This is a genomic window from Streptosporangium sp. CA-115845 (genome assembly GCF_050943795.1).
Lineage (GTDB): Bacteria > Actinomycetota > Actinomycetes > Streptosporangiales > Streptosporangiaceae > Streptosporangium.
Genome location: NZ_CP191988.1, coordinates 7,334,934 through 7,356,945, shown reverse-complemented (window position 1 = coordinate 7,356,945; position 22,012 = coordinate 7,334,934). Strand labels below are relative to the sequence as shown.

22 protein-coding genes are annotated in these 22,012 nt (G+C 69.4%); 12 read left to right on the top strand and 10 right to left on the bottom strand.

What is annotated here, in order from left to right; genetic code table 11:
* Positions 1-8: 8 nt before the first annotated feature.
* Positions 9-1,004, top strand: coding sequence for a LacI family DNA-binding transcriptional regulator (locus ACQP0P_RS34975; protein ID WP_433363378.1), 996 nt, complete (start codon positions 9-11; stop codon positions 1,002-1,004).
* Here the strand turns inward: ACQP0P_RS34975 and ACQP0P_RS34970 are convergent.
* Both ACQP0P_RS34970 and ACQP0P_RS34965 read right to left on the bottom strand, forming a co-directional pair.
* Complete coding sequence (locus tag ACQP0P_RS34970) at positions 988-1,986, bottom strand: LacI family DNA-binding transcriptional regulator (RefSeq protein ID WP_433363375.1); 999 nt, start codon at positions 1,984-1,986, stop codon at positions 988-990. The genes ACQP0P_RS34975 and ACQP0P_RS34970 overlap by 17 nt on opposite strands.
* Positions 1,983-3,362, bottom strand: a complete 1,380-nt coding sequence (locus ACQP0P_RS34965; RefSeq protein WP_433363372.1) for a GH1 family beta-glucosidase — start codon at positions 3,360-3,362, stop codon at positions 1,983-1,985. Before ACQP0P_RS34965 ends, ACQP0P_RS34970 begins: the two co-directional genes overlap by 4 nt.
* A gap of 193 nt (positions 3,363-3,555) precedes the next feature.
* Here ACQP0P_RS34965 and ACQP0P_RS34960 point away from each other — a divergent pair, with 193 nt between their 5' ends.
* The 3 genes from ACQP0P_RS34960 (at position 3,556) to ACQP0P_RS34950 (ending at position 6,968) form a co-directional block, all read left to right on the top strand.
* Complete coding sequence (locus tag ACQP0P_RS34960) at positions 3,556-4,914, top strand: ABC transporter substrate-binding protein (RefSeq protein ID WP_433363369.1); 1,359 nt, start codon at positions 3,556-3,558, stop codon at positions 4,912-4,914.
* A gap of 82 nt (positions 4,915-4,996) precedes the next feature.
* Positions 4,997-5,971 (top strand): carbohydrate ABC transporter permease, encoded by a 975-nt coding sequence (locus tag ACQP0P_RS34955; RefSeq protein WP_433363366.1) that lies wholly within the window; start codon positions 4,997-4,999, stop codon positions 5,969-5,971.
* A 46-nt stretch (positions 5,972-6,017) separates the two neighbouring features.
* Positions 6,018-6,968, top strand: coding sequence for a carbohydrate ABC transporter permease (locus ACQP0P_RS34950; protein WP_433363363.1), 951 nt, complete (start codon positions 6,018-6,020; stop codon positions 6,966-6,968).
* A 127-nt stretch (positions 6,969-7,095) separates the two neighbouring features.
* On the opposite strand, the gene ACQP0P_RS34945 is transcribed toward ACQP0P_RS34950, so the two are convergent.
* Positions 7,096-7,935 (bottom strand): general stress protein, encoded by an 840-nt coding sequence (locus tag ACQP0P_RS34945; protein ID WP_433363360.1) that lies wholly within the window; start codon positions 7,933-7,935, stop codon positions 7,096-7,098.
* A 232-nt stretch (positions 7,936-8,167) separates the two neighbouring features.
* Positions 8,168-9,607: a GuaB1 family IMP dehydrogenase-related protein gene (locus ACQP0P_RS34940; protein WP_433363357.1), complete on the bottom strand. Its 1,440-nt coding sequence runs from the start codon at positions 9,605-9,607 to the stop codon at positions 8,168-8,170.
* 135 nt (positions 9,608-9,742) lie between these two features.
* Here ACQP0P_RS34940 and ACQP0P_RS34935 point away from each other — a divergent pair, with 135 nt between their 5' ends.
* Positions 9,743-10,210 carry a GyrI-like domain-containing protein gene (locus tag ACQP0P_RS34935; protein ID WP_350925923.1) on the top strand — a complete coding sequence of 156 codons (468 nt, stop codon included), beginning with the start codon at positions 9,743-9,745 and terminating at the stop codon, positions 10,208-10,210.
* A gap of 36 nt (positions 10,211-10,246) precedes the next feature.
* Here the strand turns inward: ACQP0P_RS34935 and ACQP0P_RS34930 are convergent, their stop codons facing one another.
* The 5 genes from ACQP0P_RS34930 to ACQP0P_RS34910 form a co-directional block, all read right to left on the bottom strand.
* A complete protein-coding gene (locus ACQP0P_RS34930) occupies positions 10,247-10,780 on the bottom strand; it encodes a hypothetical protein (RefSeq protein ID WP_433363352.1) in 534 nt (177 codons plus the stop codon).
* A gap of 12 nt (positions 10,781-10,792) precedes the next feature.
* Complete coding sequence (locus ACQP0P_RS34925) at positions 10,793-11,023, bottom strand: helix-turn-helix transcriptional regulator (protein WP_350925919.1); 231 nt, start codon at positions 11,021-11,023, stop codon at positions 10,793-10,795.
* Between the two features lie 20 nt (positions 11,024-11,043).
* Positions 11,044-11,184, bottom strand: coding sequence for a hypothetical protein (locus ACQP0P_RS34920; RefSeq protein ID WP_433363349.1), 141 nt, complete (start codon positions 11,182-11,184; stop codon positions 11,044-11,046).
* 195 nt (positions 11,185-11,379) lie between these two features.
* The gene (locus ACQP0P_RS34915) at positions 11,380-12,618 is read right to left on the bottom strand and encodes a cytochrome P450 (protein ID WP_433363347.1); all 1,239 of its coding nucleotides are present in this window, start codon (positions 12,616-12,618) and stop codon (positions 11,380-11,382) included.
* 37 nt (positions 12,619-12,655) lie between these two features.
* Positions 12,656-13,789, bottom strand: a complete 1,134-nt coding sequence (locus ACQP0P_RS34910; RefSeq protein WP_433363344.1) for a CaiB/BaiF CoA transferase family protein — start codon at positions 13,787-13,789, stop codon at positions 12,656-12,658.
* Between the two features lie 228 nt (positions 13,790-14,017).
* On the opposite strand from ACQP0P_RS34910, the gene ACQP0P_RS34905 reads away from it, so the two are divergent.
* From ACQP0P_RS34905 to ACQP0P_RS34890, 4 genes are all read left to right on the top strand, one after another.
* A complete protein-coding gene (locus ACQP0P_RS34905; protein ID WP_433363341.1) occupies positions 14,018-15,643 on the top strand; it encodes a serine/threonine-protein kinase in 1,626 nt (541 codons plus the stop codon).
* A gap of 1 nt (position 15,644) precedes the next feature.
* On the top strand, positions 15,645-16,625 hold the full coding sequence (locus ACQP0P_RS34900) for an NAD(P)-dependent oxidoreductase (protein ID WP_433363338.1): 981 nt from the start codon (positions 15,645-15,647) through the stop codon (positions 16,623-16,625).
* 119 nt (positions 16,626-16,744) lie between these two features.
* A complete protein-coding gene (locus ACQP0P_RS34895; RefSeq protein ID WP_433382272.1) occupies positions 16,745-18,094 on the top strand; it encodes an FAD-binding oxidoreductase in 1,350 nt (449 codons plus the stop codon).
* Positions 18,095-18,108: 14 nt separating this feature from the next.
* A complete protein-coding gene (locus tag ACQP0P_RS34890) occupies positions 18,109-19,368 on the top strand; it encodes a class I SAM-dependent methyltransferase (RefSeq protein WP_433363335.1) in 1,260 nt (419 codons plus the stop codon).
* 194 nt (positions 19,369-19,562) lie between these two features.
* On the opposite strand, the gene tnpA is transcribed toward ACQP0P_RS34890, so the two are convergent.
* Positions 19,563-19,991 (bottom strand): IS200/IS605 family transposase, encoded by a 429-nt coding sequence (tnpA, locus tag ACQP0P_RS34885; protein ID WP_433363332.1) that lies wholly within the window; start codon positions 19,989-19,991, stop codon positions 19,563-19,565.
* A 23-nt stretch (positions 19,992-20,014) separates the two neighbouring features.
* Here tnpA and ACQP0P_RS34880 point away from each other — a divergent pair, with 23 nt between their 5' ends.
* The 3 genes from ACQP0P_RS34880 to ACQP0P_RS34870 all read left to right on the top strand — a co-directional run bounded on the left by ACQP0P_RS34880 (position 20,015) and on the right by ACQP0P_RS34870 (position 21,970).
* Positions 20,015-21,280 (top strand): RNA-guided endonuclease InsQ/TnpB family protein, encoded by a 1,266-nt coding sequence (locus ACQP0P_RS34880; RefSeq protein WP_433363329.1) that lies wholly within the window; start codon positions 20,015-20,017, stop codon positions 21,278-21,280.
* A 56-nt stretch (positions 21,281-21,336) separates the two neighbouring features.
* Positions 21,337-21,633: a hypothetical protein gene (locus ACQP0P_RS34875; RefSeq protein ID WP_433363326.1), complete on the top strand. Its 297-nt coding sequence runs from the start codon at positions 21,337-21,339 to the stop codon at positions 21,631-21,633.
* Between the two features lie 70 nt (positions 21,634-21,703).
* The gene (locus ACQP0P_RS34870) at positions 21,704-21,970 is read left to right on the top strand and encodes a discoidin domain-containing protein (RefSeq protein ID WP_433363323.1); all 267 of its coding nucleotides are present in this window, start codon (positions 21,704-21,706) and stop codon (positions 21,968-21,970) included.
* Positions 21,971-22,012 lie beyond the last annotated feature (42 nt).

Below are 22,012 nucleotides of genomic sequence, written 5' to 3'. Positions count from 1 at the left end.
GGAACACGATGAAACGACCCACCCTGGAGGCGGTCGCCGCCCGTGCCGGGGTCTCCCGGTCGACCGTCTCCCGGGTGGTGAACGGCCAGACCACGGTCACCGCCGACATCCGAGAACTGGTCATGCGCGCGGTGAACGAGCTCGGCTACGTGCCCAACGGGGCGGCGAGGAACCTGGCGACCCAGCGGACCAACTCGGTCGCGCTGGTCGTCTCGGAGTCGCCGAACCGGGTGTTCTCCGACGACCCGATGTTCTCCACGGTCATCCGCTCGGCCAGCCTGGAGCTGGAGGCCGTCAACAAGCAGGTCGTGCTGCTGCTGGCCGGGTCGCCGGAGAGCCACGCCCGGGTGGAGAACTACATAGCCGGCGGTCACGTCGACGGCGTCATGCTCGTGTCGAGCCACGGCGCCGACCCGCTGCCGATCGCGCTCACCCGGCTGCGCGTCCCGGTCGTCTCCTACGGCAGGCCGGCCGTGCCGGTCGCGATGCCGTACGTCGACAACGACAACGTCGCCGGCGCGGCCACCGCCGTGCGGCACCTGCTGGAGCAGGGCAGGCGGCGCATCGCCACCATCGCGGGACCGCTGGACATGATCGGCGGCCAGGACCGGCTGGCCGGGTACCGCGAGGTGCTCCGCGACTCCGACCGCCGCTCGATCATCGCGGTCGGCGACTTCACCCGGGAGTCCGGGGCGGTCGCGATGCGGCAGCTGCTCGCCGACGACCCGGAGCTCGACGCGGTCTTCGCCGCCAACGACCTGATGGCGATCGGCGCCATGCACGCGCTCCGTCAGGCGGGGCGGCGGATTCCCGGCGACGTCGCGATCGTCGGCTACGACGACATAGAGGCCGCCCGCTACACCGACCCGCCGCTCACGACCATCCACACCCCGCACGCCGAGCAGGCCGCGGCCATGGTCCGTCTCCTGCTCGGCCTCCTCGACGGGGGGCCCGCCGAAACCGTGATCGTCTCCACCGAGCTGGTCGTCAGGGCGTCGTCGTAGACCCCCGGACGACCAGCTCGGTGGGGAGCATCACCTGTGCCTTCTCCTCCAGGTCGAGCACCATGCGGGCGAGCCTCCGCCCCATCTCGACGGTCGGCTGCCTGACCGTGGTCAGCGGGGGCTCGGTGTAGGCGGCGGCGGGGATGTCGTCGAAGCCGACCACCGCGACGTCGCCGGGGACCTGCCGTCCCGCCTGGCGCAGGGCCGTGAGCGCGCCCAGTGCCATCAGGTCGTTGGCCACGAACACCGCGTCGAGCTCCGGGTCGTCGGCGAGCAGCTGCCGCATCGCCGACGTACCCGACTCGCGGGTGAAGTCGCCGACCGCGACGATGGAGCGGCGGTCGGAGTCACGGAGCACGGCACGGTAGCCGTTGAGCCGGTCGATCCCGGCGATCATGTCCTGCGGTCCCGCGATGGTGGCGATCCGACGGCGCCCCTGCTCCACCAGGTGCCGCACCGCACGCTCGGCGCCGCCGACGTTGTCCATGTCCACGTACGGCAGGCCGCTGGGCACGCTGGGCCGGCCGCTGCACACCACCGGCACGCCGCGCCTGGCGAGGATGCCGGGCAGCGGGTCGGTTCCGTGCATCGAGGCGATGATCACGCCGTCCACGTGGCCGTTGGTGGCGTAGCGCTCGACCCGCTGGTAACCGCCGGTTAGGCCGGTGAGCATCAGCACAAGCTGCTTGTCGGCCTCCTCGATCTCCATGCTGACCCCCCGGATGATCCCGGAGAAGGTGGGATCCTCGGAGAAGACCCGGGTCGCCGGTTCGGGGAAGACGAGGGCGATCGAGTCGGCCCGTTGGGTGACCAGGCTCCGCGCCGCCTGGTTGGGCACGTAGCCCAGTTCGTCCACGGCGCGGTTGACCGCCTCGCGGATCTCCGGCGCCACGCGCGTGGAGCCGTTGACCACGCGTGAGGCGGTCGCCCGGGACACACCGGCCCGGGCGGCCACCTTCTCCAGGGTTGGCCGGGCCCTCACAGTCCGTTCCGGCGTACTACCTTGCTGTACCACAGGGCGCTGTCCTTGGGGGTACGGCGTTGGGTTCCGTAATCGACATGTACGACGCCAAAGCGTTTGCGGTAACCTTCGGCCCACTCGAAGTTGTCCAGCAGGGACCAGACGAGGTAACCGCGTAGGTCCGCACCACCCTCGATGGCCGCGTGCGCCGCGCGCAGATGCCCGTCGAGATAGGAGAGGCGGCCGACGTCGTGCACCTCGCCGTCCTCGACGACGTCGTCGTAGGCGGCGCCGTTCTCGGTGATGATCAGTGGGGTGCCCGGATAGTCGCGCGAGAGCCGCAGGAGCAGATCGGTCAGGCCGAACGGCTGGACCGGCCAGCCCATCGCGGTCTTCGGCGCGTCGGCGAGGCCGAAGGCGATGCCCTCGCTGCCCGGGTAGACGGGGTTGGCGGGCTCACCGGTGCGGGCGGCCACGGTCTGCGGGTGGTAGTAGTTCACGCCCAGCAGGTCGATCGGCTGGCTGATGGTCTCCAGGTCCCCGTCCCGCACGAAGGACCAGTCGGTGAAACGGCGGGCCCGCTCCACGACGTCGGCGGGATACTCGCCGCGGAGCACCGGGTCCAGGAAGATCCGGTTCTGCAGGCCGTCGACGAGCTCGGTCGCCGCGACGTCGTCGCCGAGCACGGGGGCGAGGTTGAGCGTGATGCCGACCTTGGTGGCGCCCGAGGCGCGCAGTGCCTGGACGGCCAGGCCGTGGCCGAGCAGCAGGTGGTGGGTGGCGGCGAAGCCCAGCGCGGGCTCGGCGAGGCCGGGAGCGTGGATGCCCGAGGCGTAGCCGAGGAAGGCCGAGCACCAGGGCTCGTTCAGGGTGGTCCAGGTCTCGACCCGGTCACCCAGCCGGCCGTGCGCGATCGCGGCGTAGTCGGCGAAGTGCGCGGCGGTCTCCCTGCTGGTCCAGCCACCGAGATCCTCCAGGGTCTGCGGCAGGTCCCAGTGGTAGAGCGTCACGATCGGGGTGATGCCCGCGCCGAGGAGTTCGTCGACGAGGCGGTCGTAGAAGTCCAGGCCGCGCGGGTTCACCGGGCCCGAGCCGTCGGGCTGCAGGCGGGGCCAGGAGATGGAGAAGCGGTAGGCCGCGAGGCCGAGGTCGCGCATGATGGCGACGTCCTCGGGATAGCGGTGGTAATGGTCGCATGCGACGTCACCGGTGTGGCCCGAGTAGACCTTGCCAGGTGTCCGGGAGAAGGTGTCCCAGATCGAGGGCCCCCTGCCGTCGTCCCGGGCGGCGCCCTCGATCTGGTAGGCCGCGGTCGCGGCACCCCAGACGAAGCCCTCGGGAAACCTCAGCACGCCGGAGTCCCGAAGGTGGTAGGACTTTTCGGCGGACATGGTCATGTCCTCACCGTCCCATTCTGTGTGGCTGTTCCGTGAGAGCGCTCTCACGAGCATCACGGTATCGCACGGATTGTGTCAAGAAAAATGAGACTGTAACCGTAATATCACGGTTCTTGACATTGGGTGGTGTGCGGACAATTCTTCCAGAGAGCGCTCTCTCACTCCCCGGCAATGTACATATGGAGGAAGGTCCATGTCGCTCCTCTCTCGGCCCAATCGTGCCGTCCTGGTGGCGGGCACCATAGGGCTGGCGCTGGTCGCCACCGCATGTGGATCCACGGAGGAGGCCAAGCCATCGGCGGGCGGCGGCAGCAGCACGTCCCCCGAATGCGCCGCCTTCAGCCAGTACGGCAAGCACGAAGGCAAGACCGTCAGCATCTACTCGCCGATCCGCGACGCGGAGGCCGACCTCTTCGAGCAGGCGTGGAAGCCGTTCGCCCAGTGCACCGGAATCAAGATCACATACGAGGGCACCGGCGAGTTCGAGGCCCAGATCCAGGTCCGCGCGGACGGCGGCAACCCCCCCGACATCGCCTTCTTCCCCCAGCCGGGACTGCTGGAGCGCTTCGCCAAGGCGGGCAAGCTCAAGCCCGCCTCCGAAGAGGTCAAGAAGCTCACCGGCGAGGGCTGGTCTGCGGACTGGGCCAAGTACGCCACGGTCGACGGCACCTTCTACGGCGCCCCGCTGGGCGCCAGCGTGAAGTCCTTCGTGTGGTACTCGCCGAAGATGTTCACCGAGAAGGGCTGGGCCGTCCCCAAGACCTGGGACGAGCTCATGACGCTCAGCACCACGATCGCCGGCACCGGCATCAAGCCGTGGTGCGCGGGCATCGAGTCCGGTGACGCGACCGGCTGGCCGGCCACCGACTGGATCGAGGACATCCTGCTCCGGGAGATCGGCCCCGAGGGCTACGACGACTGGGTGGGCCACAAACTGCCGTTCAACGACCCCAAGGTCGTCGCGGCGGTGGACAAGGTCGGCGCGATCCTCAAGAACGACAAGTTCGTCAACGGCGGCTACGGCCCGGTCAAGTCGATCGCCAGCACCGCCTTCCAGGAGGGCGGTGTCCCGATCACCGAGGGCAAGTGCGCCCTGCACCGCCAGGCGTCCTTCTACGCCAACTTCTGGCCCGAGGGCACCAAGGTCGCCGAGGACGGCGACGTGTTCGCCTTCTACCTGCCGGGCAACGACCCGGCCAAGAAGCCGGTGCTCGGCGCGGGCGAGTTCGTGGCGGCCTTCACCGACCGCCCCGAGGTCCAGACCGTCCAGGCCTACCTCGCCTCCGCGGAGTTCCCCGCCGCCCGGATGAAGCTGGGCACCTATGTCACCGCCCGCAAGGGCGTCGACCCGGCCAACGCCCAGAACCCGATCGACAAGCTCTCCATGGAGATGCTGCAGGACCCGAGCACGATCTTCCGCTTCGACGGCTCGGACCTGATGCCGGCCGCGGTGGGCGCGGGCACGTTCTGGAAGGGCATGACCGACTGGATCAACGGCAAGGACACCAAGACGGTCCTCGACTACATCGAGGCATCCTGGCCCAAGTCCTGACATAACTCGATAGGTCCGGTCCCGCGTGATGCGGGACCGGACCGTCGTTCCCCCCGGCCCGATCCTCCCGGGAGATCCTCCGATGGACTTCGACTTCGCCGCCGAACTGCCCAAACTCGTCCAACTGCTGATCGGCGTCGCCGCCTTCCTCGTGGTGGTCGCGGTGATACTGGTGCTGGTCGACCGCGCCCCGATGCGACGGCGCGCCTGGCCCCACGCCACCATCCTGCTGTTGCCCGCACTTCTGCTTCTCGTCATCGGCCTGGTCGTTCCGGCCGTAAGGACCACCCTGCTGTCGTTCATGAGCGGTGACGGCAAGCAGTGGGTGGGCATGGACAACTACGGCTGGATGTTCACCCAGCCGGAAGCGGTGACCGTACTGCGCAACACCCTCATCTGGGTGCTGCTCGTCCCGCTGCTGGTGACCGCGATCGGCCTGGTCTACGCCGTCCTGGTGGACCGCACCCGCTTCGAGTCGCTCGCCAAGTCGCTGGTCTTCCTGCCGATGGCGATCTCCTTCGTCGGCGCGGGCATCATCTGGCGCTTCGTCTACGCCTACCGCTCCGAGGAGCAGGACCAGATCGGCCTGCTCAACCAGCTCGTGGTCGCCGTCGGCGGCGAGCCGCAGCAGTGGCTCCAGGAACCCCCGCTCAACACGCTCTTCCTGATCGTGGTCATGGTCTGGATCCAGGCGGGCTTCGCCACCGTGGTGCTCTCGGCGGCCATCAAGGGCATCCCCGCCGAGATCGTCGAGGCCGCCAAGCTGGACGGGGCGACCCCGTTGCAGATGTTCTTCAGGGTGACGTTGCCGTCCATCCGCTCGGCCATCGTCGTCGTGATGGTCACCCAGTCGATCGGCACGCTCAAGCTGTTCGACATCGTCCGCACCATGACCGGCGGCCAGTTCGACACCAGCGTCATCGCCAACGAGATGTACAACCAGGCCTTCAGGTATGGCGAGACGGGCAAGGGCGCGGCTCTCGCGGTCTTCCTGTTCGTACTGGTCACCCCAATCGTGATCTACCAGATCCGCCAGCGCAGGGAGGCCCTGAGGTGACCGGGCGATCAGGCTGCGCGAGCACGCCCCGGACGGAGGAGGCCACGTGGCCACGTTGACCCAGAGCGCGGTGCGGACCCGGGCGGAGAACGCGCCGCAACGCGTACGGCGGCGGCTGAGCGGCCGGGTCGCCAGTGCCGTCGCGATCGTCATCGCCGTCCTGTGGACCACCCCGACCTTCGGCCTGCTGCTCTCCTCGCTGCGCCCGGAGGACCAGATCAAGACCACCGGCTGGTGGACGTTCTTCTCCGACCCGCAGCTCACGCTGGAGAACTACCAGCAGGTCCTGTTCGGCACCTCGTCGTCGTCCGGCCAGATGATGAGCTTCCTGATCAACTCGGTGGTCATCACGATCCCGTCGGTGCTCTTCCCGCTGGCGCTGGCCACCTTCGCGGCGTACGCGCTGGCCTGGCTGCCGTTCCGCGGGCGCGAGTGGATCTACATCGGCATCTTCGCGCTGCAGATCGTGCCGCTGCAGATGTCACTCGTGCCGCTGCTGTCGTTCTTCTCCGAGGGCGTGGCCGTCTTCGGCGTCCAACTGCTGCCCGCCTGGGACCTGGAGGGACCGGCCCGCTTCGTCCAGGTCTGGTTCGCCCACACCTGCTTCGCGCTGCCGCTGGGCGTCTTCCTGCTGCACAACTTCATGTCCGAGCTCCCCGGCGAGCTCATGGAGGCGGCCAGGGTGGACGGGGCCAGCCACGGGAAGGTGCTGCGCACGATCGTCCTGCCGCTGGTCGGTCCCGCGCTGGCCACCTTCGCCATCTTCCAGTTCCTCTGGGTCTGGAACGACCTGCTGGTGGCCCTGATCTTCGCCGGTGGCACCCCGGACAGCGCGCCGATGACCGTACGGCTGGCGCAGATGGCCGGCACCAGGGGCAACGAGTGGCAGCGCCTGACCTCGGGCGCGTTCGTCTCGCTGGTCATCCCGCTGATCGTCTTCCTGTCGATGCAGCGCTACTTCGTCCGGGGCCTGCTCGCCGGCGGCGTCAAGGGCTGACCGACCCCGGGCTCTCCTCGATCCGGGTGTTCGCACACGCGGTGAACACCCGGATGAAGAGAGCGAGGTGCCCCTTCTGCCGCCCTCTCCGGTAGGCCCCGGGCGCCCGGGGCCTACCGGGTGTGTTTCAGGAGCGGGGCTGTTCCGGAGCGGTCCCCTTCGAGGGGACCCGGTGCTCCGCGGCGTTCGGCCGCGGCGGAGCGGGCCGGTCCTCGGTACTCGGTGGTGTGGGGGCGGAGGTGACCGGCCTGGCCGGAGGCGGAGTCGAGATGGCCGGGCGCGCGGAGAGGTCGGGGGTGACCGGCTGCGGAGGAAGGTCGGAGGTGACCGGGCGGCCGGAGAGGCCGGGGGCGGTCGGCTGCGGGGGGAGGTCCGTGGCGAGCGGCCGCGCGGGGGTGGAGTGACCGGGGGCGGTGGTCTGCGCGGCGGCGGGGTCGTACATCCCGGCCGACGGCGGGACCTCCACGACGACGGTGTCGGCCGGACCGGGGAGCGACGACTCCAGGACGGCGCGGGCGTGATCCAGGTACGAGGCCGTGACCAGCACGTCGTAGCGGCCGGCGACGATCGCGCTGCGTGAGGCGAAGTCCCGCTTGCCGCGGGTGAAGACGTGGTTGATGAACCCGAACGCGGCGCCCATCACGGCACCCCACAGGGCGGCCCAGAGCACGAGCACGATGAACGACAGCGTGGTCGAGGTGAACAGTCCGAGGAACATCCCGACCACGGTGCCGAAGGCCGCGCCGCTGCCCGCTCCGGTGAGCGCGGCCCGGCCGTTGGTCACCCTGCCGGTGACGGTCTCCTCAAGTCTCAGGTCGCTGCCGACGATCGCCACGTTCTCGACGGGAAATCCCGCGTCGGAGAGCCCGTCCACGGTTCGCTGCGCCGCGAGGTAGTTGTCGTAGCCTGCCAGGACCCTCCGGTCCACCACGACCTGCGTGTCCAGGCCGGTGGGCGTCTCGTTCATGGGTGCTCGCCTTTCGGGGTGGGGGACGACTCGACGGTCGGACTACCCCGTGACCGAGGGAGGATGCCTGCCGGTGTCGGCATCTTGTCGTGTGTGGCGACTCCGGGCGGGGCAACGTGGTGCGAGGGCGGACGGTGATGATCCACGAGGGACTGCGATTACCGCTGGGACGGGGTGGCGACCCGGGAGGGTGGGCGCCGCGGGGACGGCGGCGCCCACCCCGGCGGGTGAACTACCAGCTCTGGTGGAGCGGCATGCCCTCGGTGTAGCCGGACGCGCTCTGCACACCGACCACCGCGCGCTCGTGGAACTCCTCCAGGGTGGAGGCGCCCGCGTAGGTGCACGAGGAGCGCAGGCCGGCCACGATGGCGTCGATCTGGTCCTCGACGCTGGGCATGGCCGGGTCGAGATACATCCTGGAGGTGGAGATGCCCTCCTCGAACAGCGCCTTGCGGGCCCGCTCGAAGGGGGAGTCCTCGGCGGTGCGCAGCATCACCGCGCGAGCCGAGGCCATCCCGAAGTTCTCCTTGTACTTGCGCCCGTCGGGGGCGGTACGGGTGTCGCCGGGCGACTCGTAGGTACCGGCGAACCAGGAGCCGATCATCACGTTGGACGCCCCGGCGGCCAGGGCCAGGGCCACGTCGCGGGGGTGGCGGACGCCGCCGTCGGCCCACACGTGACGGCCCAGCCTGCGGGCCTCGGCGGAGCACTCCAGCACGGCGGAGAACTGCGGGCGGCCCACGCCGGTCATCATCCGGGTGGTGCACATGGCCCCGGGCCCGACGCCGACCTTCACGATGTCGGCTCCCGCGTCGACCAGGTCGCGCACGCCCTCGGCGGTGACGACGTTGCCCGCCGCGACGGGTACACCGGGGTCGAGCGCGCGGACCGCCCGCAGGGCGCTGATCATCTTCTCCTGGTGGCCGTGGGCGGTGTCCACCACCAGGCAGTCCACCCCGGCGTCGAGGATCTCCTTGGCCTTGGCGGCCACGTCGCCGTTGACGCCGACGGCCGCGGCGACGCGGAGCCTGCCTGAGTCGTCGACCGCGGGCTGGTACAGGGTGGCGCGCAGCGCGCCGGTCCTGGTCAGGATGCCGACCAGTCGGCCGTCGCCGTCCACGACCGGGGCGAGCCGGTGGCGGCCCTCGTGGAGGCGGTCGAAGACCTCGCGTGGGTCGAGCCCGGCGGGCAGGGTGAGCAGGTTGTCGGACATCACCCGGGAGAGCTGCGTGTACATGTCCACGCCGGAACAGTCGCCCTCGGTGACCACGCCGACCGGGCGGTTCTCCCAGTCGACGACGATGATCGCGCCGTGGGCCCGTTTGGGCAGCAGGTTGAGCGCCTCGCCGACGGTGTCGTGCGGGGTGAGCGTCAGCGGCGTGTCGTGGACCAGATCGCGCTTCTTGACCCAGTCGACGACGCCTGCCACCACGTCGATCGGGATGTCCTGCGGGATCACGGTGATGCCGCCCCGGCGCGCGACGGTCTCGGCCATCCGCTTTCCCGCCACGGCCGTCATGTTGGCGACCACGATGGGGATGGTGGTCCCGGTGCCGTCCCTGCTGGAGAGATCGACGGCGAGCCGTGAGCCGACGGAGGAGAGCGACGGGACCATGAACACGTCGCTGTAGGTCAGGTCGTAGGCCGGTACCGGCTCATTGAGAAATTTCACGTTATTCCACTCTATCCCGCGAATTGCCAGAGGTGAGCGTTCCCCCTTTCCGTGCTCTCCAAGAGGATCCAGCAGGTCGGAGCGGAGGCTAAGATCCGGTTTGCATGAATAAGTGGGTGGCCAAGAGGAGGCGTTGTGATCCTGGTTGATCGGCCCGAGATGCTCGTAGTAGGCCATGCCGTACGAACGTCGAACGCCGACGAGATGGAGCCGGGCCGGGGGAGGCTCCGCGCGCTGTGGGCGAGGGCGGGGGCCCCCGGAGCCTTCGCGCACGTGCCGGGACGGGTCGACGAGAACATCTACGCCGTGCTCACCGACTACGAGAGCGACCACAACGGCGCCTACACCCAGATCGTCGGGGTCGCCGTGCGCAGTGCCGCGGCGCTGCCCGAGGGCATGGTGGCGGTACGGGTGCCGGGGGTGCCCTCGCTGAAGCTGGAGGCCAGAGGGCCGATGCCGGACGCGCTGACCGAGGAGTGGCAGCGGCTGTGGAAGCACACCGAGTCGGGAGGAACCCCGCCGAGGGCCTTCACCACCGATGTGGAGGTGCACCACCCCGGGGGAGCGGACATCTACGCGGCGGTCCTGTCCCCGATGCGCTGAGCGGTTCGGCGCGGCTCCCGTCGCGCCGGGACGGGTTCAGTCGTCGTCGTTCGGCGGGTCGGGCAGTCGCCAGCCGGAGATGATCAGTGGCAGCACGAAGTGCGTCAGGAACAGCGCGATCGTCAGGGCGACGAGCGCGTCCCATGGCAAGGAGTGGTCGTGGCCCCGGGCGATGCCCACCCCGATGACGACGGCGGCGAGCGCGACCAGGATGCCGGTCGTGACGCGGTGGGCGACGGCGACCGCCCGCAGGCGCTCGCCCACCTGACGCTCGTCCAGGTCGCGCTCGCGCAACTCGACGACACCACGGGTGGCGATGTTGAGCAGGCTGACGGCCGGTAGGTAGACGACCGTCGCGATCGCCAGCAGGGCGAGGCCGGCCAGGGCGCTCCTGTCGTCCCGGGGAACGGCCCAGGAGATGGCCACGTCCACCCACAGCAGCGATATCGCGAGGACCACCGCCGAGGCGAGCAGCCGCCTGCGACCCCGGGTGGCGTACCAGCTGGGCAGGTAGTCGCGCTGCATGATCTCAACGCGGGTCGGTAGCCTGTCTTTTTTCCGGGTGTTCATGACTCCACCTGACTAGTTGCTGCCGAGTCGCGGGAACGGCTTGAGGGAGAAGACGACTTCCAGCGGCACCTCGAAGTGTTCGGCGATGCGCAGGGCGAGGAACAGGCTGGGGCTGTACTCGCCGCGTTCCAGGTAGCCGATGGTCTGGTAGTGGACCCCCAGCGCGGCCGCCAGATCCTTGCGTGAGATCCCGCGCTCGGCTCTCAGCACCGAGATCCGGTTGTACACGTCCTCCGAAGGCATTCGGGCGGGTCTCCCGGCGCTCAGGAGACCCGCGCGGCCGATGGCCGGGCCTGGTCGTGGGGGGCGAGGGACTCGTTCCGGAGTCGCGGATCGACGCCCCGTGCCACCTCGGTCGCCTCGCACGCCGCCTGTGGTTTCTGACCGTTCGGTGCAGTACTCATGTGTGTGAATGTAGTACATCTACTACATTCGAATCAACCCCTACGACGAAAAGCGGCACGTCTATGGCAGACGTGTCGCTGGTGAGGTGGCCGAGCCGATCGGAAGACGGGGGCGGGTCGGGCCGGTGGGCGGGAAGGCGTGTTCAGCGGGGTTTCAGGACGGCGGGGAAGGAGAGGGCCACCGGGGGCGCGCGTTCAGCGGGGTTTCAGGACGATCGGGAAGGAGGTGACCCCCCGGACGAAGGCGTTGGGCAGGATGCGCGGGCCCTGCTCGTCGGCCCGGGTGGCCGAACCGATCCGGCGGACGAACTCCTCGAAGAAGATCCGCAGTTCCAGCCGGGCCAGTGCCGCCCCCAGGCAGAAGTGGGTGCCGAGACCGAAGGCGATGTGGCCGCCGGCGGGACGGGTCACATCGAAGACGTCCGGGTCCGTGAAGACCGAGGGGTCCCGGTTGGCGGAGCCGTACATCAGCAGGACCTGACCGCCCGCGGGGATCCGCCGGCCGTGCAGGACCGTGTCGCGGGTGGCGCTCCGGCACATGTTGAGGATCGGGGTGGTCCAGCGGATGAACTCCTCGACGGCGTTTCCGATCAGCGAGGGGTCCTCACGCAGCATCCGCCACTGCTCGGGGTGGTCGATCAGCGCGCCGATGGCGGTGGCGATGACGGTCCTGGTGGTCTCGGCGCCGCCGTCGAGCAGCAGCAGCGCCTCGTTGGCCAGGTGGTCGTCGTCGTAGCCGGCCTCCCGGCTCCAGATCGACGTCAGGTCGTCGCGCGGGCAGCCGCGCCGCTCGGCGGCCAGCTCCAGGACGGCGGTGGCGAACTCCCCGGCGGCGACGGCGGCCTCATGAGTGACATAGCGCAGGCCGCCCCCGGCCGCGACCGTCGTCTCCGACCAGTGCACCAGCTCCGGCCAGCGTTCCTCGGGGAAGCCGAGCAGCCAGCCGATCATCCGGCCCGGCAGCGGCGCGGCCAGTGCGGGCACGGCGTCCACGGCGCGCCTCTCCAGCGCCTCGTCGATGAGTTCGGTGACGACGGCGCGTATCCGGCCGGCGTACCGCTCCGCCACGTGGCGCGGGGTGAAGCGCCGGTAGACCAGGCGTCGGCGTTCGGCGTGTTCCGGGTCGTCCATCCCGATCATCGACGGGTCGCTGGGGAGCTGTGGCCGGTAGCCGCCCGCGTTGGACCACAGTTTCGGATCGCGCTCGATCGCCGAGATGTCGGCGTGCCGGGAGACGCCCCACAGCGCGTTCTCCGCGTCGTGATAGACCGGCGCGTGCTCGCGCAGCCAGGCGTACACCGGTCCAGGGTCGCCGGCGTACATGTCGCCGTCGAGCAGATCGATCCCGGCGGCACCGGGCGACTCGGCAGACGCGGGCGCCGCCGCGACGCGGCGCCCGATCTCCTGGCCCACCTCTGAGAACGGGCTGGTCATCGAAGATCCCCTTCGAGCCTCTGTGATCCCTCCGGCATCAGGCCAGCACCCCCGCGTCACGCAGTGCGGCCGCGGCCTCGTCGGACAGGCCCCAGGAGGTCAGATCCGCCAGCCGGGTCGCGGGGGAGAGGTCCTGCTCCGCCACGCCGAGCAGGCGCGGCGCGGGGGCGGGCTGCCGGACGCCGCCGACCTCGACGAACGTGCCCCTGGCCTTGTTGTGCGGGTGCTCTGTGGCCTCGCTCACCTCCAGGACGGGGGAGACGCACGCGTCGGAGCCGTCGAAGAGCGCCTCCCACTCCGCGCGGGTCCTGGATCTGAAGGCCTCGGCCAGCCGCTCGCGAAGCGCGGGCCACTGCTTCCTGTCGTTGCGGTCGGGCAGGTCCTCAAGCTCCATCAGTTTGACCATCTCCGCCCAGAACTGCGGTTCCAACGGGCCGACGGCCACATGTTTGCCGTCGGAGGTCTCGTAGGTGTCGTACATCGGCGCGCCGGTGTCGAGCAGGTTCGTGCCCCGCGGGCCCCAGAAGCCGGTCTGCACCCCGTGGTAGAACATCGCGAACAGCGTCGCCGCGCCGTCCACCATGGCGGCGTCGATCACCCGGCCCGCACCGGTCCGCTCCCGCTCGATCAGCGCGAGCAGCACGCCGTACGCGAGCATGAGGCCGCCCCCGGCGAAGTCGCCGAGGATGTTGATCGGCGGGGTGGGACGCTCGCCGTCGCGGCCGAGCATCGACAGCACGCCGGAGACGGCGATGTAGTCGATGTCGTGCCCGGCGGTCGGCGCGAGCGGGCCGTCCTGGCCCCAACCGGTCATCCGCCCGTAGACCAGGCGCGGGTTGATCGCGTGCAGGTCGTCGGGGCCGATGCCGAGGCGTTCGGCGACCCCGGGCCGGAAGACCTCGATGACCACGTCGGCATGGCGGGCCAGTTCCTTGAACGCGGCCACCCCCTCGGGGGACTTCAGATCCAGGCCGACCGTTCTCTTGCCCCGGTCCATCACGTCGGCACGTGGGTTGTCCCCCGCCTTGGCGACGACGCTCGCGCGCTCGACGCGCAGCACCTCGGCCCCATGGTCGGCGAGCATCATCCCGGCGAACGGCCCGGGGGCCAGCCCCGCCAGTTCGAGCACGCGGACTCCGGCCAGCGGGCCCTTCCTGGTCACGCGCTCCATCGATATTCTCCTCGGATGTGGTATCGACTCTAGCCCGGTACGGCGCACACAAGCAAGCGCTTGGTGTGATGTATGACCGTTCCCTCCGCTCAAGTAGAACAACATTCGGCTTTCCGTGGCAAGACACATCGCGATGAGCCGCGTGGCGCCCGTGCGCGTATGGGAAACTTGCGCCTTCGCCGAATGGGACCTAGGGGTTTTGCGATGACATATCCGCACAGTGAACGGATGGTCGCTGGGCGTTATCGACTGCTGCGGGAGCTCGGCAGGGGCGGCATGGGCGTCGTCTGGGAGGGCTACGACACCCTCCTCAACCGCCCGGTCGCCGTCAAGGAGGTGCTCCTGCCGCCCAACCTCTCCCCGGCCGAGCACCAGCTCCAGCTGACCCGTACCTCCCGCGAGGCCAGGACCGCGGCCCGGCTCAACCACCGGAGCATCGTGGCGATCTACGACGTGGCGGAGCAGGACGGTCGTCCCTGGATCATCATGGAGCTGGTCAGGGCCCGAGGGCTGGACGAGGTCGGTCTGCTGCCGGTGCGCCAGGTCGCCGACATCGGCCGTCAGGTCCTCTCGGCCCTGCGCGCGGCACACGAGGCCGGGATCCTGCACCGTGACGTCAAGCCCAGCAACATCCTGCTGGAGGCCGACGGCCGCGCGGTGCTCTCCGACTTCGGCATCGCCACCATCGAGGGCGACACCTCGCTGACTCAGACCGGCATGGTGACGGGCTCGCCGAGCTTCCTGCCGCCCGAGCGCGCCACCGGCACCGACGCGGGCCCCTGGTCCGACCTGTGGGCGCTCGGCGCGACCCTCTATGCGGCACTGGTCGGGCACGGCCCCTTCGAACGCCGAGACGCCATCGCCACCCTCGGCGCGCTCCTCACCGAGGAGCCCGATTTCGGCAGGGTGCCCCTGGAGATGCGCGCGGTGCTCACCGGCATGCTCCAGCGCGAGCCCGCCCACCGGCTGACCGCCCAGCAGGCCGACGCCATGCTGGCGGAGGTCCTTGACGACCCGTCGGCCGCGGCCCGGCGCACCGGAGAGAGGGCGATCCACCGTACGGCACGGACCGCTGAGAGTCCGCGCGGCACTGGGGAGTGGGGCAGGCACGAGACCGAGACCTCGCCCGCGTCCGGTCGTCGGCGCGGTGGGGGGCGGCGCGGTGGCCGGATCCCCCTGGTCTTGGCGGCCGTCGTGCTCCTGGCCGCCGGTGGCGCCGTCGCGGCCGTGGCGATGTCACAGCCGGAATCACAGCCGGTGGCGCGCGCCGAGCCCGCCCCCTCGATGGCGACGGCCGAACCGGTGGAGGAGACCAGGTCCCGGACGCCCACCCCGAGTCCCACCCCCACTCCCAGCAGGACCAGAGCGGTGGTGCCCACCGGAGGGTTGAAGGCCTGGCGGGCCCGTCCGCCGGAGAACTGGTCCATCAGCTATCCGGCCGGCTGGAACGGCGACTGGGCGGCCGAGACGGGCTACACCCAGTGGCTGCGCAGGGACGGGGCCGCCCACCTGTCTGTGGAGGTGCTGGAGGCGAACGCCGACGGTCTGGCCTCCCTTCAGGAGATCGTCAAGGAGAACGTGGTCCAGTGGAGCGAGATCCACTCCGAGGACACGGCGAGGATCCCCCTGGCCTACGGCTCCGGACTTCAGTGGGAGTTCACCTGGAGCATGAAGGACAACGGCGGAGCCCCCTGGGCCACGGCCGGGGTGACCTACCACGAGGTGCAGCGTTTCATCGAGGTGGGCGATACGGTCATGGTGCTCAGCTGGACCACCCACGACGACGACTGGGATGCCCAGCGGTCCCTCATGAACCGGGTGTTCGGCAGTTTCCATCCCCGCGGCGGCGAGTGACATGACCTGGAAGGTGCTCGCGCTACCGCCGCTCCCCGAGGGGGCGGTGCGCAACCTGCTCGGCTCGCTGGGCGACCGGATCGCGGTGTCGGTCCCCGCGGCCCGCGACCGGGAGTCGCTGCTCGCTGCGCTCGGCGAGGCCGAGATCGTGGTCGGTGACTGGAGCGGCGAGCTCGTCCTGGACGCCGAGGCGGTCAGGTCCGCCCCGAACCTGGCGTTCGTGCAGCAGCCGTCGGTGGGCGTGGACGGCCACGACCTCGCCGCGCTCGCCGAGGCCGGTGTGCCGCTGGCCAACACCGCGGGGGTGAGCGCGACAGGGGTGGCCGAGTGGTGCTTCGCGGCTGCGCTCGCACTGTCGCGGCGGCTGACGGAGGCCGACGCCGCGGTCCGCGCCGGCCGCTGGCCGCAGCTGGATCTCGGGCCCACCGAGCTGTACGGCTCGCGCGTCGGCATCGTCGGTTTCGGCCCGATCGGCGAGACCTGCGCGCGGATGTTCGCCGCCCACGGGTGCGAGGTCTCCTACTGGACGCGCACGCCGCGCGAGGTGCCCTACACCTACCGGGGGCTCGCCGAGCTGGTCGCGAGCTCCCAGGTCCTCGTCCTGGTCATCCCGCTGGTGGAGGGGACCAGGAGGCTGATCGACCCGTCCCTGATGCCCGCGGGCTCGCTGCTCGTCAACGCGGCCCGGGGGCAGGTGGTCGACTCGGCGGCGCTGCTGTCGGCCCTGGAGTCGGGGCACCTGGGCGGCGCCGCGCTCGACGTGTTCGACACCGAGCCGCTGCCGCCGGACGACCCGCTGCGGAGCAGTCCCAGGGTCCTGCTCTCGCCGCATGTGGCGGGGGTGACCCCGCAGTCGACCGGCCGCCTGATCCGTTGCGTGCTGGACAACCTGGAGGCCGCGATCGACGGCCGCCCGGTGACGAACGTGGTCAACGGGGTTGATCCGGTGGTCGGCCGCAGGTTCCTGGAAGGACAGTCGTAGAGTTTTCCAGTGTTTAACGCGCCCCGCCTGGCTCCGGAGACATCCGAGATATAACGTGCCTAGGGGCGATCTTTCCAACGATGGTCATGGGGGTGATTACCGTGCGACAGATGACAGAAATGTCGGCGCACCGGCAAGCGGTGGAGCAGATCAGGGATTCCTACGCCGCCATTCCCGGCGACGCGGTGCCCCGGCTCTCCAAGGCCACCACGAACCTGTTCCGCTTCAGAGAGGGCACTCGGTCGGCGAAGCTTTCCGCCAGGGACCTGGACCAGGTCATCGCGGTCGATCCGGAGACGATGACCGCCGAGGTCCAGGGGATGACCACCTACGAGCACCTGGTGGACGCCACGCTCGCCCACGGGCTCATGCCGTACGTGGTGCCGCAGCTGAAGACGATCACGCTGGGCGGGGCGGTGACGGGGCTCGGCATCGAGTCCACCAGTTTCAGGGACGGGCTGCCGCACGAGTCGGTGGAGGAGCTGGAGATCCTCACCGGCGACGGAAGGATCGTCGTGGCCCGTGACGACAACGAGCATCGCGACCTGTTCCGGGCGTTCCCCAACTCATACGGCACGCTTGGCTACGCCCTGCGGATCCGGATCAAGCTCAAGCCCGTCCAGCCGTACGTCAGGCTGACCCACATCCCGTTCGGGGACGCCGACAAGTGCATGCTCGCGATGCGCGAGATCTGTGACAGTGGCGAGTACGAGGGCGAGCGCGTCGACTTCGTGGACGGCACGTTCTTCGGTCCGGGTGAGCTCTACATCACCGTGGGACGCTTCGCCGAGCGTGCTCCGTACCTGTCCGACTACACCGGGATGCGCATCTACTACCGGTCGATCCAGACCAGGACCCGCGACTGGCTGACCGTCCGCGACTACCTGTGGCGCTGGGACACCGACTGGTTCTGGTGCTCGCGCGCCTTCGGCGTGCAGACCGCGCTGGTGCGCTCCCTGATGCCGCGTAAGTGGATGCGCTCGGACGTCTACCGCAGGCTCGTGGGCCTTGACCGCAAGTACGGGGTGATCGCCAGGGTCGACCGCTGGCGCGACCTGCCGGTGCAGGAGTCGGTCATCCAGGACATCGAGGTGCCCGTCGAGCGCGGTGCCGAGTTCCTGAGTTTCTTCCACGACAAGGTCGGGATGGCGCCGGTCTGGATGTGCCCGCTGAAGTCCACCGGCGAGTGGCCGCTCTATCCGCTGGAGCCCGGCCGGCTGTACGTCAATTTCGGCTTCTGGGGAACGGTCCCGTTGCCCAGGGGGCAGTTCGACGGTTACCACAACCGTCTCATCGAGAACCGGGTCCACGAACTGGACGGCCATAAATCGCTGTACTCCACCTCGTTCTACCCAGAGGATGAATTCTGGCGGTTTTATAACGGAACCGCCTATTGGCCGGTCAAGCGGGCATACGACGGGGGTGGCCGGTTGCTCGACCTCTACGACAAGTGTGTTCGGGGGCGTTAAGAGAGGTTGATTCTGTGTTGCTCGCAGAGATCTTCGAAAAGGTGATGGGCTCTGAGGCGGATGTACGCTTCGTCGCCTACGACGGAAGTAAGGCCGGCCCGGCCAGCGCCGACATCAGCGTCGAGGTGAAGACCCCGGCGGCCGTCGCGTACCTGGCACAGGCCCCCGGGGAGCTGGGACTGGCCAGGGCGTACGTGTCCGGCCACCTCGATGTCCAAGGGGACATGTACACGCTGCTCTCCCGAATGTGGTCGCTCACGATCAACGACCTCCCGGTCGGGCAGAAGCTCGCGGCCATCAGAGCTCTCGGAGTCCGCCCGCTGCTCACCCGGATGCCGCCGCCTCCGCAGGAGGTGCGGCGCAGCATGCTCGCCCGGATGGGCAGCAGGCACGCCAAGCAGCGCGACGCCGAGGCGATCCACCACCACTACGACGTCTCCAACAGGTTCTACTCGTGGGTGCTCGGCCCGTCCATGGCCTACACCTGCGCGGTCTTCCCCGAGCAGGAGTCCACCCTGGAGGAGGCGCAGCTCGCCAAGTTCGAGCTGGTCGCCCGGAAGCTGGGCCTGAAGCCGGGGATGAGGCTGCTGGACGTCGGCTGCGGCTGGGGCGGCATGGTCATCCACGCCGCCCGTGAGTACGGGGTGAAGGCGCTGGGCGTCACCCTCTCGCGCCAGCAGGCCGAGTGGGCGCAGAAGGCCATCGCGGAGGCCGGTCTCGGCGAGCTCGCCGAGGTCCGTCACATGGACTATCGCGACGTGCCTGAGACGGACTTCGACGCCGTCAGCTCGATCGGCCTGACCGAGCACATCGGCAAGGAGCAACTGCCCTTCTACTTCCGCTTCCTGTACGACAAGCTTCTCCCCGGCGGGCGGCTGCTCAACCACTGCATCACCCGGCCGACGGGCACCGAGAAGACCCTCAACGCCGGCGGCTTCATCAATCGCTACGTCTTCCCCGACGGGGAGCTGGAGTCGGTCGGCTACCTGGCCCGCCAGATCGAGGACACCGGTTTCGAGATCCGGCACGAGGAGAACCTGCGCGAGCACTACGCGCAGACCCTCCGCTACTGGTGCGCCAACCTCGACGAGCACTGGGACGAGGCGGTTCAGGAGGTCGGCGAGGGTACGGCACGGGTGTGGCGCCTCTACATGGCGGCCTGTGTGGTCGGCTTCGAACGCAACAAGATCCAGCTCCACCAGGTTCTCGGGGTGAAGCTCAACGACGACGGCACCGCCGGCGTCCCGCTCCGCCCCTCGCTCGACTGGCCCTGACCTCTGGGACACGCGCTCACGCGGGACCCCCGCGCGGGAGACGCTCATATGGGATGTTCCTATACGAGAATCCGCGCGGGCCCTCACGCGGACGCGTTCACGCCGGACCGACGGCCCCCGTCGCGGACATCTCGCGGCGGGGGCCGTACGGCTTCGTGGCGTAGGACGAGGGATCGATGGCCTTCACCCGCAGGTCACGGTGGGCGTTGCTGCTGCTCGATGTACTGCTTGAGTACCGTGAGCGGTGCGCCGCCGACCGACCCGGCGAAGTAGGACCCAGACCAGAAGTGTCCACCCCACAGATGGTTGCGGACATGCGCGGCATACTCCTTGCGCAGGAGCCGTGCCGAGACGCCCTTGAGACTGTTGACCAGTTTGGACAGGGCGACCTTCGGCGGGTAGTGGATCAGCAGATGGACATGGTCGTGGTCGCCGTTGAACTCACGCAACTCGACCTCGAAGTCCGCGCACACCTCCCGCATGATCTCCTCGCAGCGGGCCAGCATCTCGTTCGTGAACACCCCCCGCCGATACTTAGTGACGAACACCAAATGCGCGTGAAGGTGATAAACGACATGGCGTCCTGTCCGGACATCGGGATTTGGATTCCAGCGCGGTGACATAAACCAAACGATACGATCAATGCGTGGAGTTGGTGAAGCAGACCCGGGCGCACGTGGCGCGTCTCGACCTGAGCGCGGCACAGGCGGCCGTGCTGGATGGTCAGGCGCACACCGCTCGCACCCTGTGGAACCTGCTGCATGAGTACTTCACCTTCCGCCAAGGCCGTCTGGCCTCGGTCAAGGACTGCGACGCGGCGATCCGGCAGGCCCGCCGCGAGATCGACTGGATGGGCCAACTGCCCGCCCAGGCGGCGCAAGCGGTGCTGAGAACGTATCGGCAGGCGTGGGCGAATTTCCTCAACCCCGACCATCCGGCGAAACGGCCCACGTTCAAGGGCCGCCTGCGGTCCCGGTTGGCCGTGGATGTCCCCCAGGCCCGCGATTTGCAGATCAAGCGGGTCAACCGGCGGTGGGGTGCGATCAACCTGCCCAAGGTCGGGCGGGTGCGGTTTCGGTGGACCAAGGACCTGCCCGGCCTCACCAAGGGCGGCCCTGCCGGGCGGATCACCGGAGCCCGCCTGGTCAAGGAAGCCGACGGCTGGCACATCGTGTTCCGGACCGAACGCCAGGTGCCCGCCCCGCTCTGCCACCCCGGCCCGCAGGTCGGGATCGACCGGGGAATCAACGTCGCCCTGGCCCTGTCGGACACCACCATGCGTGAGCACGCACCCTGGCTCGCCGGCGGCGAGAGGGAACACCTGCGCCGCTTGGAGAAGAAGTCCGCACGCCAGCGCCGCACACGCACTCCCGGCCGGCCCACGTCCAAACGGCTGAGGCGCACCTACGACCAGATCGCCAAGGCCCGCGCGACAGCCAAGCGCCGAGCCGTGGACTGGCAGCACCAGACCACCACCGAACTCGCCGACACCTTCAGCGTGATCAAGGTGGAAGACCTGAAGATTACGAACATGGTCCGCTCTGCCAAGGGCACAGTCGACAACCCCGGCGTGAACGTCGCACAGAAGGCCGGACTGAACCGCTCGATCGCCGGGGAGGCCTGGGCTCGCACGGTCACCCTGCTGGAGTACAAAACCCGTGATCGCGGCGGGATGGTGGTGAAGGTGCCCACCCCGGGCACGTCGCAGACCTGCCACCGGTGCGGGCACCGCGACCCGGCCAGCCGCGTCAAAACCGTGTTCACCTGCACAAGCCCCGCGTGCGGATGGGTCGGGCATGCCGACACCAACGCCGCGATCAACATCAACAACGCCGACGGAACAGCGGTGTCAGGACGTGGAGACCTCGGGGTTACCCGGTCTGCGAAGCGTCAACCCCCGCGCGCCGCTTGACCACGACGCGACGGGAGAGTCTCCGGCCTTCAGGCCGGGGAGGAGTTCAAATCTCCATGTTCGACGAGTACAACGAGGGCAACCAGATCGCCAAAACCGCCGAAACCCTCGCGAGCGTCCCGGCCAACTCCGGCATGCTCGCCCTCGACGAGGACGGTACCGCCTGCTCGGCCGACTACTACCTGCGCCTGACCGGCGACGGCGGCAGAATGCTCAAGGGCCAGATCGCCCTCACCGCCACCCGCCCCACCCGTGCTCTCCGGCGGGGGCGGCGACAACCTGGCGCGAGGCAAGGCGGTGACGGCGAGCAGCCACAACATGAACTTCATCCCGCCGAACGCGGTCGACGGTGATCCGAACACCTACTGGGAGAGCGCGAGCAACGCGTTCCCGCAGTGAATCCGGGTCGACCTGGGGGCGGCGGTGCCGGTCGGCAGGGTGGTGCTGAAGCTGCCGCCGCCGGCGGCGTGGCAGGCCCGCACGCAGACGCTGTCGGTGCAGGGCAGCGTCAACGGGGCGTCGTTCACGACGCTCGCGGGATCGGCGGGCCACTCCTTCAACCCGGCCTCCGGCAACACGGTGACGATCACGTTCCCCGTGACGTCCACCCGGTACGTCCGGTTGGACGTCACCGGAAACACCGGCTGGCCGGCCGCGCAGCTGTCCGAGTTCGAGGTCTACCCGGCCTGACACCTTGGGACCGGGTTCCGGGACGGTACGTCGGGTGCCTCC